Below are 14,167 nucleotides of genomic sequence, written 5' to 3'. Positions count from 1 at the left end.
CATCTTCCTTTATATCGATTTAAATTTTGTCCATGAATTTGTCGTATCCAATACATCTATCGTATAATCCTTAACTTTAGAAACGGGTGAAGCTCCATTTACAACTGCATCTATAAATGCATTTAAGTCTTCCTCTTCACCTTGAGCATATATTTCAACGTAATTATCTACGTTTTGTACTGTACCTACAATTTGATATCGCTTTGCAATCTTAGCAGTATAATATCTAAAACCGACACCTTGTACAGTACCAAATACTTTAATATGCTTACATTGCATATAATCACCTCTTACCTTCATTATACGAAATTTAACAGTTCAACACTAATAATTGCGTTTATAAAGTATCTAGGCATCCGTCAAAAGTATGAGCCGTAAAACTTGATTTTACATTGTATGTCGTTACAATATAAAACATAATCTAATGGTATCCGTAAATAACGAAATGATAAACAATTTGATTAATTATAATTGAATAATGAAGTAACAAGTCAATTCTCAAAACTACCAAGTTGACTTTGCGCCGAATATGAAAGGGTGGAAAAAATGTGGACTGTAACAAAAATTCGCGCAGATTATGAAGGATGGTGGTTATTCGATAATTGGAAAGATCAGATTATAGAATATTACAACTTCGAAACGTATAACGAAATGATAAATAAATATATTGAACTCATTGAGTTAAGTAAAGATAAATATGATAATCATTTAGTTGGCAAACACAATATTCATGCATTTTTTAACAATTGTGATTTAAGATTTTGTGAAGACTGTGATGAAGATCTTCAAATATTTTATAGTTTTATAGTTCTAAAAAATACTGAAGTTTATTATAATTTGCCTCTTTATTAAAAATTACTTTTTTAATATTTGTATTGCATTTCACCTCAAAATGCCTTATAATACGTATTAAGCAATTGTTTTATTCCATATTGCAAAGAATATTGTGTGACAGATAATAGCTGTGAAATTGTATTTTTTGTAATATGCGAATAACGCATATTGAATGAATTTTAGTCTTGGAGGTTTCACAGTTATGAAACAAGGTACAGTAAAATGGTTTAACGCTGAAAAAGGTTTTGGTTTTATCGAAGTTGAAGGAGAAAACGACGTATTCGTACACTTCTCAGCTATTAACCAAGAAGGTTACAAATCATTAGAAGAAGGTCAATCAGTAGAATTTGAAGTAGTTGAAGGCGACCGCGGTCCTCAAGCTGCAAACGTTGCTAAACTATAAATATAAATTGAAATATTGACTAGACAAAGAGCCTTCTTTAAGGTTCTTTTTTTATTATAAATATAAACGTTGTCAATTTATAATTTAGATACAAATTTTTTTAATTGACAAAGAGTCTGAAACATTTTTTGTTTCAGGCTCTTTTTAATATATATTGCTTCATATCAATCTAAATACTATAGGTACATAAATTCGTACTATGTTAATTAATATTGCCTTCTTCAAATCACAAACTTACTATATTACTATCTCATTTATCAGATTAAATAAAGAAGGGTAGATATATGAGAAATAGAGTAAGTGACATTTTAAATATTGAAAAACCTATTATTCAAGGTGCGTTAAATTCTTTAACAAATCCAGAATTTGTTGCCGCAGTAAGTGAAGCAGGAGGCCTCGGTATTATGGGGCCTAATGCTGGAGAAGCAAGAAATACGCGTTCGGCAGTTGAAACAACAGAACGGATGAGAAAGGAAATTAGAAAAATTAAAGCGCTAACTGATAAACCTTTTGCATCTACAATTATGGTGAATACACGTATGAACTTTACTTATCGTATTGTAGATATGCTAATCGAAGAAGAAGTCCCTGCAATTTTAGTGAATGAAATACTAGATGAAACAATTTATAATAAAATTAAAAAACATAACATCAAAATTATATACCGTCCGATTACTCCTACAACCGAAAAAGCCAAAGCTGCAGAAAAACTAGGTGCAGATGTCTTTGTAGCAACAGGTTTTGACGAAGGCGGTTCTGTACCAGAGCGAATTATCGGCACATTCTCAATAGTACCGATGATTGCCGATTCGATTGATATTCCAGTAATTGCTGCTGGTGGGATAGGTGATGTTAGAGGAGTTAGGGCTGCATTTGCACTCGGCGCTGAAGCAGTATATATAGGTAGTGCCTTTATTCCAACATATGAAAATCCAGCTGCTAAAAATGTAAAACAGTATATCGTAGATTCAAAAGCTGAAGACATTCTTCTTTTTAGAAGCGAACCTGCTTATTATCGTTCACTTCCTGGCAAATTGGCACACGAGTTGGTCGAAATGGACAAAGCTGGTGCGACAAATGAAGAATTAGCCAAACATATGGGTGCAGGTAAAAAAATGCGACTAGGCATGGTAGAAGGTGATACAGATAACGGTTATGTTTCTGTGGGTACCGGAATAAGTCCAATAAAATCTATTCGAAGCGTTAAAGAAGTAGTAGATGATTTGATGCAGGACTTTAACGATTAAATATAGAGGTTGAGTTGAATTGTTAAAACCCATGAAAAGTTTTATAGTAACATCTTTTCATGGGCTTATTTTATATTCATAATTCAATCAATAAATGTATTTTATATTTATTTTGTATCATTAATAATTAATTGGCGAAGTGATTGACGCTTAATAACTTCTCTAGCTTTACCATCCTTAATAAAGAAGACTGAAGGCTTTTGCATTTGATTGTAATTTGAAGCCATAGAATAGTGGTAGGCACCTGTTGATAATATTGCTAAATAATCTCCACGTTGAACAGAACTTGGTAACTTCGCATCTTTAATAATAATATCTCCAGACTCACACAATTTACCAGCAATCGTTACTGTTTCATCCGCTTCCTCATTTCTATTTACTAATAATGCTTCATACTTTGCATCATATAGTGCAGTACGAATATGATCACTCATACCACCATCAACGGATACATATTTATTTACATTCGGTATTTCTTTAATAGTACCAACCTCGTATAAAGTAATGCCCGCTTCACCAACAATTGATCTTCCTGGTTCAATACCAATTTCTGGTACAGGATAGCTTAATTCTTCTGTAATTTGCTTGATTGCATCTGTGATTTCAGCAATACCTTCTTCGATAGGGAAACTAACATCACCCTTGACATATTTAATACCGAATCCACCACCTAAGTTAAGTAAATCAACTTCAATGTCATTTTCTTTTAACCATTGTAATACTAAACGGGCAGTTTCTATCATTGCTTCCGTTCCTTCAATTTGTGAACCAACATGGAAGTGCACACCTTTTAATGATAAGTGCTTAGAAGTTTGAACTTGTTCTACAGCTTGTTGTGCTAAACCATGCTTAATAGATAAACCAAACTTGCTATCTTCCTGACCAGTTTGTATAAATTCATGTGTATGTGCTTCCACACCAGGATTCAAACGAATAACAACATTCGTAGTTTCACTCGCATAGCGATCAATTAAAGCTATTTCATCTAATGAATCAATAACGATATAACCGACTTTATTTTCTAAAGCATAGCGGATTTCTTGTTTCGTCTTATTGTTACCGTGGAAGTGAATATGTTGAGGGTCAAACCCTGCAGCAAGTGCTGTATATAATTCACCTTCAGAAACGACATCAAGTTCTAATCCTTCTTCCTCAACTAATTTCACCATTTGTAAACATGTAAATGCTTTAGATGCATATGAAATATTATATTTTAAACCACTTTTCTTAAATGCATCGTGGTAACGTTGCATCTGATTTCTTATTTCTGTCTCATCATAAACAATTGTTGGTGTACCAAAACTTTGAGCGACTGTTTTAAGGCTTGTACCACCCATTGTAAGTTCACCGTTATTATTATATTCAGTTACCATAATTTATCTATACTCCTTTATTAATGAATCGTGATTCATTGCACTTAATTGTTCGGAATTTGCACCTACACCTTTAAAGGTATATTCGTCCACGCGTATGTCATTACTGTATAATGTAACTTCATCTTGCGCTTGAACTTGCTCATCAACTTCGACAAACATATGGCTCATCATCAAGGCTCGAATAGGGTAGCGTTTGCCATTGATAAGTGCTTCATGTTTAGCTCTTGATTTTAAAATGCCATCGCCATAACCAACATCAACCACCGCCAGGCGAGTTTGATCATTTTGCGCTTCAAACGCAAAGCTATATCCATAAAAATCTCCGGCATTAACTTCTCTTATTTGAATAATATTACCTTTGACGGTTAGAGACTGGCGAATCTCGTCTTCGTTTATTGTACTATACGGTCTTGAACCATACAAAGCAATACCGATTCGAGCATGTGTGTGATGGGGGAGGACGTCATTTTCTCTATAATAACTGGCGCTATTTTGGGCATGTATCATCTCAAATTGATAGCCTTCACTTAATAAAGTTTCAACTACATCTAGCCATGCTTGACGTTCAATTGAATATTCAGGTACATCAAATTCATCTGCATAACCGAAATGTGTCCATAAACCTGCAATTTTCATTTTATGTACATTATTATTTTGAGCATGATGTTCTAACACTTCTTTAATTTCTAAAAGAGATTTAAACCCAGAACGATGTAATAGATTTTCAAATTCTAAGTGTACATGAATATCACGTAAATCTTCTAAATGTTCATAGTAAAATGATAGGGAAGGTAAAGTCATGTGAATATTATGTTCACGTACCTTGTCAAACTCGTAAACTGCATTCATCAAAAATATTGTTGCATTTGGTGCTAATGCACGCACACGAATAGCCTCTCTTAAAGATGTCGTACTAAATGTATTGATACCTGCTCGTAAAAACTGTTGTACAGCAAATTCTAAACCATAGTGATATGCATTATTTTTAACTACAGCCATAATAGAATTTCCTTTAACAACGTTTACTGCATTTTTATAAAATTGTTCTGTATCTACCGACCAAATCGCAGTCATTAACCATGCACCTCATCATAAGTTGATAATATTTGTTCATAATAATCTGCTATACGAATGAGCATATGCTCATTAAAATTCAATGTAGCAGTATGGAGACCTGTTACAAATCCTTTTTCTTCATCTCTTGTACCTACAAATACAAAGTAACTTGGAGCCATACGTTGATAAAAGCTAAAATCCTCACCGAATAAAAATGGAGTTGGTTTATCAATGATTTCCAAGTCTGAGCTTTCTAAACCTCGAACCACATGTTTACGTAAAGAAGGATCATTATACGTAGGCGGATAACCTTCTGCAAATTCTACTCTACATTCAACATTAAATAGCAAAGCAACACTTTCAGAAATTTTGTTCATTTGATTTTTAACAATTTCTAAATCCTTTTCATCATAAGTACGGATTGTGCCTTCTAAATAACCGTGACTAGGGACAGTATTAATCGCTTCACCCGCTTCAAAGTGCCCCATGTGTACAATGTTACGTTTTAATCCATTTAAATGATATTGTTGAATTTGTCCTACTTGAGTCAACACGTGTTGTAACGCTTCACCACATGAATGACCTTGTTCTTTATCAGCTACATGACTAGATAGGCCATGTAAGTAAAAACGGTATTCTGTTGCACTTGCAGTAATTTCTTCATCTCTAATTACAACTTTTCCTTCATTTTCAAATGGGTTAACGTGAACACCAAACACTGATTCAATAGGATACTTATCAAATGCGCCTGCTCGAATTAATCGATTCGCGCCGCCACCTGTTTCTTCAGCTGGTTGAAAGATAAAAACGACATTTTGCGGTAATGTACCTTGATCTGCCATAGCTTTACAACGTTTAACAAATAACATTAACGCTGTAGTATGCCCATCATGACCACACGCATGCATCACATTGTCTGTTTTACTTTTATATGGCACCTCATTTTCCTCAAATATAGGTAGCGCATCTATATCTGCACGAAAAGCAATAGTATGGGTACCGTTTCCTGGTAAATATGCGATGAGACCTGTTTCTAATGGTCGTTCATATTCGATTCCGTATTCATCTAAAAATTTGGCAATATATGTAGTTGTTTCAAATTCATGCAAGCTCAATTCTGGATGTTGATGTAAATGACGTCTATGTTTAGTTACAAATTCTAATTCGTTCATGGTTATCAGATCCTTATAAAATAATATTCAATTGAAAATAGGTATCACGTTTAATCAATACCATATTTTTATGTATAAAAATTTAGAAGCCAATAGGGTGGGGCATTTAAAAATAAGTCATTGCTTATTTTGGATTAGAGTCCGCCCCGACCTCAATTGCTTCTAATGTGTTTTGACTTTAGCTTAAAGTATTAGTCATTTAATTTTCTTAATGCAGATACAATTTCACGTTTAGAATCTTCCACTTCGTGAGATTGCTTGATAACTTTAGCTGGCGTACCTGCAACAACTGCGCCTGCTGGAACATCTTGCGTTACAATAGCACCCGCTGCAACGATGGCACCTTCACCAACTGTTACACCTTCAAGTATTACTGCATTTGCTCCAATTAATACATTATCTTCAATAACAACAGGAGAGGCACTAGGGGGCTCAATCACACCAGCTAATACTGCACCTGCGCCAACGTGTACATTTTTACCAGTTGTCGCACGACCGCCTAAAGCAGCGTTCATATCAACCATTGTACCTTCACCGACAACAGCACCAATATTAATTGTTGCGCCCATCATGACTACAGCACCATCTTCAATGATTGCTTGTTCGCGTATGAATGCGCCTGGCTCAATACGTGCATTTGTATTTGTTAAGTCTTTTAAAGGAATTGCTGAATTACGACGATCCATTTCGATTTCTAAATCTTCAATAACGTTTTGGTTTGACTCATAAAATGCTTTCCAATCATCTGATTCACAGAAAATAACTTTCGAGTTATCTCCACCAAATACTTTGAAGCTTTCTGGGAATTCAACGCTTTCAAAGTTCCCGTTTGCATAAACTTTAAGTGGTGTAGATTTTTTTGCATCACTAATATATTGAATAATTTCCTCTGCTGATAAATGTTGTACCATAAATTTAAACACTCCTTATTATTTTATAAATTATCAAATGTGTAATATGCATTAGGTTTATTTACTAATTTCTCTGCGGCACCAATGGCACCGTTTGCAAAGATGTCTTTAGACTGCGCACGATGTGTAATTTCAATCGTTTCATCAGTACCTGCGAACAATACATCATGTTGGCCTACAATCGTGCCACCACGTACTGCATGAATACCGATTTCGTCTTCAGTACGTTTATCTGATTTTTCGTGACGGTCATACACTGGCGTAGATTGTTGTCTCAGTTCCTTTATAACATCATATAACTTCACCAAAGTGCCACTTGGTGCATCTACTTTTTTATTGTGATGCGCTTCAGTTAACTCAATATCAAAGTCTTGTAATAGAGGAACTGCCGCTTCTAAAATCTTCGTTAACGCATGTACCCCGTAACTCATATTCGCACTGAAGAACACTGGCATATCTTCACTTAATGATTTTAATTTATCGATTATTTGTTCTTTTTCTCCAGTAGTAGCAATTACTAAAGGTAAGTTAAATTCTTCTTCTAACAATGGTAATAATAATTCTGGGTTTGAAAAATCAATCGCCACATCAGCATCTTTAGCATCTGCTATGTGTTCAACAGTAGGGTAAGGATATGATTTAGAACTATCCCTAACAATAATACCTACAATTTTATGACCATTTTCTTCTGCTAAACGTGCAACACGTTGGTTCATTGCACCATATCCGATTAATAAGATATTCATCCATTGTCACCTGCTTTATATTGTTCGTATGCTTGTTCTAATTGTTGACGCTCATTATCTTCTAATGGAACAAGTGGAAGACGTAATTCATAATTGCCGAATCCTTCTACTGTAGTTAATACTTTGATCGGAATAGGGTTCACATCGACAGCAAGTGCATCTAACAGCGTTTCAATCGGTTTAAAGTCTGATGCTATATCTTTACCATTTTTACTATCATCATAAAGAGATTGGAATGCTTGAGGAATCACATTTGCGACCACCGAAATTACACCGTGTCCGCCTCTGTTATAAAACTCAACAACATTGTCATCATTTCCACTTAATAAAGTGAAGTTATCTAAATCTACACGTTTTTTAACATCTTCTAGGAACTCAAAATCGTTCGTAGCATCTTTTATCGCAACAATATATTCATTTTTACTTAGAGTTTCTACAGTTTCAGCTTCAATTGTCATATTCGTTCTTGAAGGCACGTCATATAATACAACTGGTAATTTCACAGCATTTGCAATTTTTGTAAAATGTTCAATTAAACCGCGTTGATTCGTTTTATTATAATAGGGTGTAATTAACATAATGCCATCTGCACCTAACTCTTTAGCACGAATTGATGCTTGAATTGACTTTTGTGTACTGTTTGTTCCTGTACCTGCGATGACTGGTACATTACCATTGACTTCGTTTACAACAACTTCAAGAATGCGATCTTTCTCTTCATCTGACAAAGTTGGATTCTCTGCTGTTGTACCATTGACAACGATTGACTTTGCGTTATTTTCTAATAAGTAACTAACGTGCTTTCTTAGTGCATCATAATCAACCTCATTATGTGTAAATGGTGTAATTAACGCTACACCTACGCCTTCAAAAATGTGTCCCATATTATTTTACTCCTTTCAAACTCTTTACTTGTTCAAGTATTTGTACGGCATTGAGTGCTGCACCTTTCAATAAGTTGTCTGAAGTACACCATACATGGAAAGTATTATCTAATGATTCATCGCGACGAATACGACCTACAAAGATTTCGTCTTTACCTGTTGAGTGAATAGCTAATGGATATTCATTTTTCTCAGGATTATCGATGAGAACAACTCGATTATCTTTTTCAAATAATGATTGAATTGATTCAACCGTGGCTTCATTATTCAAAGTTACACTCATGTGTACACTGTGACTATCTTGTACGGGTACACGTACACACGTTGCAGTCACTTTTAAATGATCATCGTGTAAAATTTTGCGTGTTTCGTCTATCATTTTTTGTTCTTCTTTTGTATACCCATCTTCTAAGAAAATATCTATATGTGGTAAAACGTTATTATAAATAGGGTGTGGATACGCCTGTGGTTCTCTACCATTTGCTCCTTCAGCTAAGTCCTCTTTACCTTTAACCCCCGAGCCTGATACCGCTTGATACGTCGTATATGCAACACGTTGTAAACCGTATGCCTCTTGTAACACCTTTAACGGAACAACTGATTGTATTGTTGAACAGTTGGGGTTAGCGATAATCTGTCTATCAAGTACGGGTTCATTGACTTCAGGTACGATTAAATCAATACCGTCTGTCATTCTCCATTGACTTGAATTGTCAATAACTATAGCGCCAGCTTGCTCAAAAATAGGGGAGAAGTGTGCACTTGTACTACCACCTGCACTCATTAATACATAATCAAAATGCTCACTTGCTGCCTCATCTGTTAGTTCTTGTACAGTATATGTTTTTCCTTGAAACTCTATTTCTGTTCCTGCTGATCTTGCTGATGAAAATAATACTAATTCATCATAAGGAATATTTTTACGATCTAATGTTTGTAACATATTTCTTCCAACTAAACCTGTTGCTCCAGCTACTGCTAATCTTGTCATAGTTCTACACTCCATTTTCTATTATTTAATTTTGTTGAAATTAGGAAAATTCAGATTTCGAAAGCTTGATATAAAGCACTGACAGCACGTTTACCATTGTCAGCATCAATTACACACGAAATACTTATCTCTGAAGTTGTTGTTTGGTAAAACTCAATATCGTTTTCAATCAATGTGATAAATGCTTTTGATGCAACACCTGACATATCACGCATGCCTGAACCTATTAATGAAATTTTTACATAATCTTCGTTAATTTTGAAATCTAAAGCGTTAAATTGTTCAGTTAATGATTCTAAAATTTTTGTTAATTGAATAGCATCTGTATCTTTAAATGTGAATGACATTTGCAGACCTTCTAAATTAACAATTTGCGAAATCATGTCGACGTTGACGGCGCCTTCTTCTAATTTATTAAATAATGCTGTTAATAAGCGATCATCTGGTAGGGGATAACTAATCGTAACATGCATCATATGTGTATCTAATGCAACCCCTGTAACGGCTTTCTTTTCTAATAATTCTGTTTGAGACATAATCCATGTTCCTTTCACATTTGATAAAGTTCTGCCTAAATATAGCGGTATATTATAATTATGAGCGAGTTCGACGCTTCGTGTTTCTAAAACACCTGCACCTAAAGCACTCATTTCCATCATTTCTTCATAAGATACGTATTCAAGTCGTTTCGCATCCTTATAAACACGAGGGTCTGTAGCATAAACACCATCAACATCAGTGTAAATTTCACAAGGTGTATTATTACTCGCTGCTAAAGCTACTGCTGTTGTATCTGAACCACCACGTCCAAGCGTTGTAATTTCCATATCTTCGTTAACACCTTGAAATCCTGCAATAACCAATACATCATTGTCCTCAAAAGCTTGATTAAATGTTTCAGGATTTATTTCTGCAATTCTACTCTTTAAATGATGTCCAACAGTTTTGATACCAGCTTGATATCCGGTCATTGCTCTTGCATTAACGCCGATATCATTTAATACCATCGACATATATGAAACTGTTTGTTGTTCTCCAGTCGTTAAAAGTAATGCAAGTTCTTGTTCCTTAGGTTGAGTCGTTAATGAAGAAACATTGTCCATAAGTTGATCGGTCGTTTTACCCATCGCACTTACAACGACAATGAGTTGCTCGCCATTTTCGACCCTTTGTTTTAACATACCAGCGATATTTTTAATTTTTATAAAATCACTTACAGATGATCCACCAAATTTCAAAACACTTCTTTCCAATTACATATCCTCCTCATATCAGTAGGGGAGAATCACAATAATATAAAAAAAGAACATGTTCGGAATGCGAACCTGTTCTAAAATTTATATACAAGTGATGCACTCCATTATTTAACAATAATGACAGACTCTCAGCTCTTAACCATAAAGTCCAACATGTTATAAACTGCTATTATAACTGTTTCGGCATCTCACCCTTTCAAAATTAGCTGCTAGCAGGCAGATACTTCTAAAATTTACTCATGATTGATGCGCCTCATCAATAATTATTTAATTGTTATTTATGGTACTTATTATACATACAGGCTATAGTACTGTAAACTGATTTGAGCAAATTTTTTAAATAAACTGAAAAATTTGTGATTTAAAGTATGAAAGTGCTCAAAAGGTGTATATTGTATATGCGGATCAATGGATTTGCTTTTAATCCATGCGAAAAAAGTGGGGGAAGTACTTATAAAAACATGATTTTCGTATCATTTAGTAAATAAAAAGACAATTTCTATACATTTAAATAGAAATTGCCTTTAAATTGGTCAAGTAACTTTATTTCCAATACTGAAAGAGATTTAAAATTCTTCGTAAGTAGCAGGGTCTTGACCTTTTCGTCGACCATCAGCTTTCGTTAATTGATCAATTTGAGCTAAATCCTCATCATTTAAATAGAAATCAAATAGGTTTTTATTTTCCAATTGTCTTGAAATAGACGTCGCCTTAGGAATAGGAACAACACCATTTTGAATATGCCATTTTAAAATAATTTGCGGAACAGATTTATTATACTTTTCAGCAATCGTGACTATTGTTTGGTCATGCATAACATCCGAAGCACGACCAAGCGGGCTCCATGCTTGTGTAATAATACCTTTATCATTATGGTATTGAATCATTTCTTTTTGATTAAAGTAAGGATGTAATTCAATTTGGTTTACAACAGGTAACACACCAGTTTCTTTTTCTAACCTTTCAATATGCTCTGGAAGGAAATTACATACACCAATAGATTTTATTAAACCTGCTTTTTGAGCTGCAATCATCGCTTTCCATGCTTCTACATATTTTCCTTGCTTAGGATTTGGCCAGTGAATTAAGTATAAGTCAATATATTCAACATTCAGACGGTATATAGATTCTTGAATCGCAGTGAGCGCTTCATCATAACTCTGATAACGACCAGGAAGTTTAGAAGTAACAATAATTTCATCTCTTGAAACGTGACTATTTGCGATAGCACGTCCAACCGTACCTTCATTTTCATAATTATAAGCAGTGTCTAATACAGAATAACCATTCTTTAATGCATTGCTAATTGCGTGCATTCCATGTGTCCCATTTAACTTATATGTACCGAAACCAATTTGTGGCATTACTTGTCCATCATGCATAAAATAATTTTCCATTACTACATTCCTCCTATTTCAATTCAATACTTATTATAAAAAGTCATCTAATTAAATTCAAAATATTAAGCACTGTCACAAAAGCATTCGTATAAAAAAGTGGGGCAGAAACCTCGCTTTTAGCTTTAGGTTTCTACCCCAAAATTTAAATATATGTGTTATAAAATTATGATGTAAATTTAAGCATTTGCTTGTGTTAACACACCAGTTTCTTTTAAGTACTCTTCATAAGAAATTTCTTTAGATAATGCACCTTCTGGATTTAGATCAATGACACGATTTGCGATTGTATTGATAAATTCGAAGTCATATGAAGTGAAGATAATTGAACCTTTAAATGCTTTCAAACCATCATTTACTGCAGTAATACTTTCTAGGTCTAAATGGTTTGTTGGTTCATCTAGTAATAGGACATTTGCACTAGATAACATCATTTTACTTAACATACAACGCACTTTCTCGCCACCTGATAAGACGCTAGCTTTTTTCTTAACTTCTTCGCCACTAAATAACATACGTCCTAAGAAACCACGTAGGAATGTTTCTGTTTGTTCATCTTCAGGAGCATATTGACGTAACCAGTCAACTAAGTTCATATCAACGCCTTCAAAGTATTCTGAGTTATCTTTCGGTAAATAACTTCTTGAAGTTGTCACACCCCATCTTACTGTTCCTTCATCTGGTTCCATTTCACCAGCTAAAATTTTCAATAGAGTTGTTTTAGCAATTTCACTATCTCCTACAAGTACAGCTTTATCGTTAGGGAACATAGTGAATGAAATGTTATCTAATACTTTTTCGCCGTCGACTGTTTTAGAAACATTTTCAACGAATAGTAAATCATTACCAATTTCTCTTTCAGGCGTAAAGTTTACAAATGGGTAACGACGTGAAGAAGGCTGGATGTCATCTAATTCAATTTTTTCTAATTGTTTTTTACGACTTGTTGCTTGTTTAGATTTTGACGCATTCGCTGAGAAACGTGCAACGAAATCTTGCAATTCTTTAATCTTTTCTTCTTTTTTCTTGTTTTGCTCTTGCGCCATTTTCATTGCTAATTGACTTGATTGATACCAGAAATCATAGTTACCAACGTAAATTTTAATTTTACCATAGTCTAAATCAGCTATATGCGTACACACATTATTTAAGAAGTGTCTATCATGTGAGACAACAATTACAGTATTTTCAAAATTAATAAGGAAATCTTCTAACCAGCTAATTGCAGGAATATCCAAACCATTGGTAGGCTCGTCGAGTAGTAATACATCTGGATCACCGAATAGACTTTGAGCTAATAATACTTTCACTTTTTGGTTGTTTTCTAGTTCAGACATTGTTTTATCTTGAAGATCAGCACTAATACCTAATCCTGAAAGTAATGAACCAGCATCAGCTTCAGCATTCCAACCGTTCATTTCGGCAAATTCACCTTCAAGTTCAGCAGCTTTGATACCATCTTCATCACTAAAATCAGGTTTCATATAAATTTCATCTTTTTCTTTCATTACCTTAAATAAACGTTCATGACCTTTAATAACTACATCAATCACGCGTTCATCTTCATAAGCAAAGTGATCCTGTTTTAAGATAGCCATACGTTGATCTTTACCTAACGAAACGTGACCAGTTTGGGCATCAATTTCTCCAGATAATATCTTTAAGAATGTTGATTTCCCAGCACCATTCGCACCTATAAGGCCGTAGCAATTGCCATCAGTAAATTTTATATTTACATCTTCGAATAATTTACGATCACCAAATCGTAAACTTACATCAGTAACTTGTAACATGCATTTTCTCCTTTTCCGTTATTCTAACGGTCAAATTATAACACACTTACTTAGCTCTTTCGACCAAAGTTAAAGTAGTCAATGCCATAAAACAATTTGCA

General features: G+C 34.2%; 14 protein-coding genes and 1 riboswitch. Of the genes, 3 read left to right on the top strand and 11 right to left on the bottom strand.

The features are described 5' to 3' along the window. Positions 1-9: 9 nt before the first annotated feature. Positions 10-279 (bottom strand): acylphosphatase, encoded by a 270-nt coding sequence (locus QQM35_RS08235; protein ID WP_251516912.1) that lies wholly within the window; start codon positions 277-279, stop codon positions 10-12. A 267-nt stretch (positions 280-546) separates the two neighbouring features. On the opposite strand from QQM35_RS08235, the gene msaA reads away from it, so the two are divergent. The 3 genes from msaA (at position 547) to QQM35_RS08220 (ending at position 2,484) form a co-directional block, all read left to right on the top strand. Beyond that, positions 547-852: a regulatory protein MsaA gene (gene msaA / locus QQM35_RS08230; protein WP_342610316.1), complete on the top strand. Its 306-nt coding sequence runs from the start codon at positions 547-549 to the stop codon at positions 850-852. A 184-nt stretch (positions 853-1,036) separates the two neighbouring features. Further along, positions 1,037-1,237, top strand: coding sequence for a cold shock protein CspA (cspA, locus tag QQM35_RS08225; RefSeq protein ID WP_002507639.1), 201 nt, complete (start codon positions 1,037-1,039; stop codon positions 1,235-1,237). 284 nt (positions 1,238-1,521) lie between these two features. Continuing rightward, positions 1,522-2,484 (top strand): NAD(P)H-dependent flavin oxidoreductase, encoded by a 963-nt coding sequence (locus tag QQM35_RS08220; protein ID WP_251942968.1) that lies wholly within the window; start codon positions 1,522-1,524, stop codon positions 2,482-2,484. Positions 2,485-2,591: 107 nt separating this feature from the next. On the opposite strand, the gene lysA is transcribed toward QQM35_RS08220, so the two are convergent. The 10 genes from lysA to QQM35_RS08170 all read right to left on the bottom strand — a co-directional run bounded on the left by lysA (position 2,592) and on the right by QQM35_RS08170 (position 14,066). Beyond that, positions 2,592-3,857 carry a diaminopimelate decarboxylase gene (gene lysA / locus QQM35_RS08215; protein ID WP_251516903.1) on the bottom strand — a complete coding sequence of 422 codons (1,266 nt, stop codon included), beginning with the start codon at positions 3,855-3,857 and terminating at the stop codon, positions 2,592-2,594. 3 nt (positions 3,858-3,860) lie between these two features. Next, positions 3,861-4,934 carry an alanine racemase gene (locus QQM35_RS08210; protein WP_342610315.1) on the bottom strand — a complete coding sequence of 358 codons (1,074 nt, stop codon included), beginning with the start codon at positions 4,932-4,934 and terminating at the stop codon, positions 3,861-3,863. Next, positions 4,934-6,088, bottom strand: coding sequence for an amidohydrolase (locus tag QQM35_RS08205; protein WP_251516899.1), 1,155 nt, complete (start codon positions 6,086-6,088; stop codon positions 4,934-4,936). The genes QQM35_RS08210 and QQM35_RS08205 overlap by 1 nt, the downstream gene beginning before the upstream one ends. Before the next feature lie 191 nt (positions 6,089-6,279). Next, positions 6,280-6,999, bottom strand: a complete 720-nt coding sequence (gene dapD, locus QQM35_RS08200; protein WP_251516897.1) for a 2,3,4,5-tetrahydropyridine-2,6-dicarboxylate N-acetyltransferase — start codon at positions 6,997-6,999, stop codon at positions 6,280-6,282. A gap of 23 nt (positions 7,000-7,022) precedes the next feature. Continuing rightward, on the bottom strand, positions 7,023-7,745 hold the full coding sequence (gene dapB, locus QQM35_RS08195) for a 4-hydroxy-tetrahydrodipicolinate reductase (protein ID WP_342610314.1): 723 nt from the start codon (positions 7,743-7,745) through the stop codon (positions 7,023-7,025). Then, positions 7,742-8,629, bottom strand: a complete 888-nt coding sequence (gene dapA, locus QQM35_RS08190; RefSeq protein ID WP_251516893.1) for a 4-hydroxy-tetrahydrodipicolinate synthase — start codon at positions 8,627-8,629, stop codon at positions 7,742-7,744. Before dapA ends, dapB begins: the two co-directional genes overlap by 4 nt. A 1-nt stretch (position 8,630) precedes the next feature. Further along, complete coding sequence (locus tag QQM35_RS08185) at positions 8,631-9,620, bottom strand: aspartate-semialdehyde dehydrogenase (protein ID WP_251516890.1); 990 nt, start codon at positions 9,618-9,620, stop codon at positions 8,631-8,633. Positions 9,621-9,670: 50 nt separating this feature from the next. Beyond that, entirely contained in the window at positions 9,671-10,873 is a 1,203-nt protein-coding gene (locus tag QQM35_RS08180) for an aspartate kinase (protein WP_251942976.1), read from the bottom strand. 89 nt (positions 10,874-10,962) lie between these two features. Then, positions 10,963-11,141, bottom strand: a riboswitch (Lysine riboswitch). Between the two features lie 301 nt (positions 11,142-11,442). Continuing rightward, positions 11,443-12,273: an aldo/keto reductase gene (locus QQM35_RS08175; protein ID WP_251516883.1), complete on the bottom strand. Its 831-nt coding sequence runs from the start codon at positions 12,271-12,273 to the stop codon at positions 11,443-11,445. 179 nt (positions 12,274-12,452) lie between these two features. Further along, positions 12,453-14,066 carry an ABC-F family ATP-binding cassette domain-containing protein gene (locus QQM35_RS08170; protein ID WP_251516831.1) on the bottom strand — a complete coding sequence of 538 codons (1,614 nt, stop codon included), beginning with the start codon at positions 14,064-14,066 and terminating at the stop codon, positions 12,453-12,455. Positions 14,067-14,167 lie beyond the last annotated feature (101 nt).

Origin of the sequence: Staphylococcus hsinchuensis, from assembly GCF_038789205.1 — a bacterium.
GTDB lineage: Bacteria > Bacillota > Bacilli > Staphylococcales > Staphylococcaceae > Staphylococcus > Staphylococcus hsinchuensis.
This window is presented reverse-complemented; position numbering and strand designations above follow the sequence as displayed.

What these genes read in the sequence shown, in the direction of transcription:
- QQM35_RS08170 (WP_251516831.1), bottom strand. Translation starts at nt 14,066, where the DNA reads ATGTTACAAGTTACTGATGTAAGTTTACGATTTGGTGATCGTAAATTA.
- QQM35_RS08175 (WP_251516883.1), bottom strand. Translation starts at nt 12,273, where the DNA reads ATGGAAAATTATTTTATGCATGATGGACAAGTAATGCCACAAATTGGT.
- dapB (WP_342610314.1), bottom strand. Translation starts at nt 7,745, where the DNA reads ATGAATATCTTATTAATCGGATATGGTGCAATGAACCAACGTGTTGCA.
- cspA (WP_002507639.1), top strand. Translation starts at nt 1,037, where the DNA reads ATGAAACAAGGTACAGTAAAATGGTTTAACGCTGAAAAAGGTTTTGGT.
- QQM35_RS08210 (WP_342610315.1), bottom strand. Translation starts at nt 4,934, where the DNA reads ATGACTGCGATTTGGTCGGTAGATACAGAACAATTTTATAAAAATGCA.
- QQM35_RS08205 (WP_251516899.1), bottom strand. Translation starts at nt 6,088, where the DNA reads ATGAACGAATTAGAATTTGTAACTAAACATAGACGTCATTTACATCAA.
- dapD (WP_251516897.1), bottom strand. Translation starts at nt 6,999, where the DNA reads ATGGTACAACATTTATCAGCAGAGGAAATTATTCAATATATTAGTGAT.
- lysA (WP_251516903.1), bottom strand. Translation starts at nt 3,857, where the DNA reads ATGGTAACTGAATATAATAATAACGGTGAACTTACAATGGGTGGTACA.
- dapA (WP_251516893.1), bottom strand. Translation starts at nt 8,629, where the DNA reads ATGGGACACATTTTTGAAGGCGTAGGTGTAGCGTTAATTACACCATTT.
- QQM35_RS08220 (WP_251942968.1), top strand. Translation starts at nt 1,522, where the DNA reads ATGAGAAATAGAGTAAGTGACATTTTAAATATTGAAAAACCTATTATT.
- msaA (WP_342610316.1), top strand. Translation starts at nt 547, where the DNA reads ATGTGGACTGTAACAAAAATTCGCGCAGATTATGAAGGATGGTGGTTA.
- QQM35_RS08235 (WP_251516912.1), bottom strand. Translation starts at nt 279, where the DNA reads ATGCAATGTAAGCATATTAAAGTATTTGGTACTGTACAAGGTGTCGGT.
- QQM35_RS08185 (WP_251516890.1), bottom strand. Translation starts at nt 9,620, where the DNA reads ATGACAAGATTAGCAGTAGCTGGAGCAACAGGTTTAGTTGGAAGAAAT.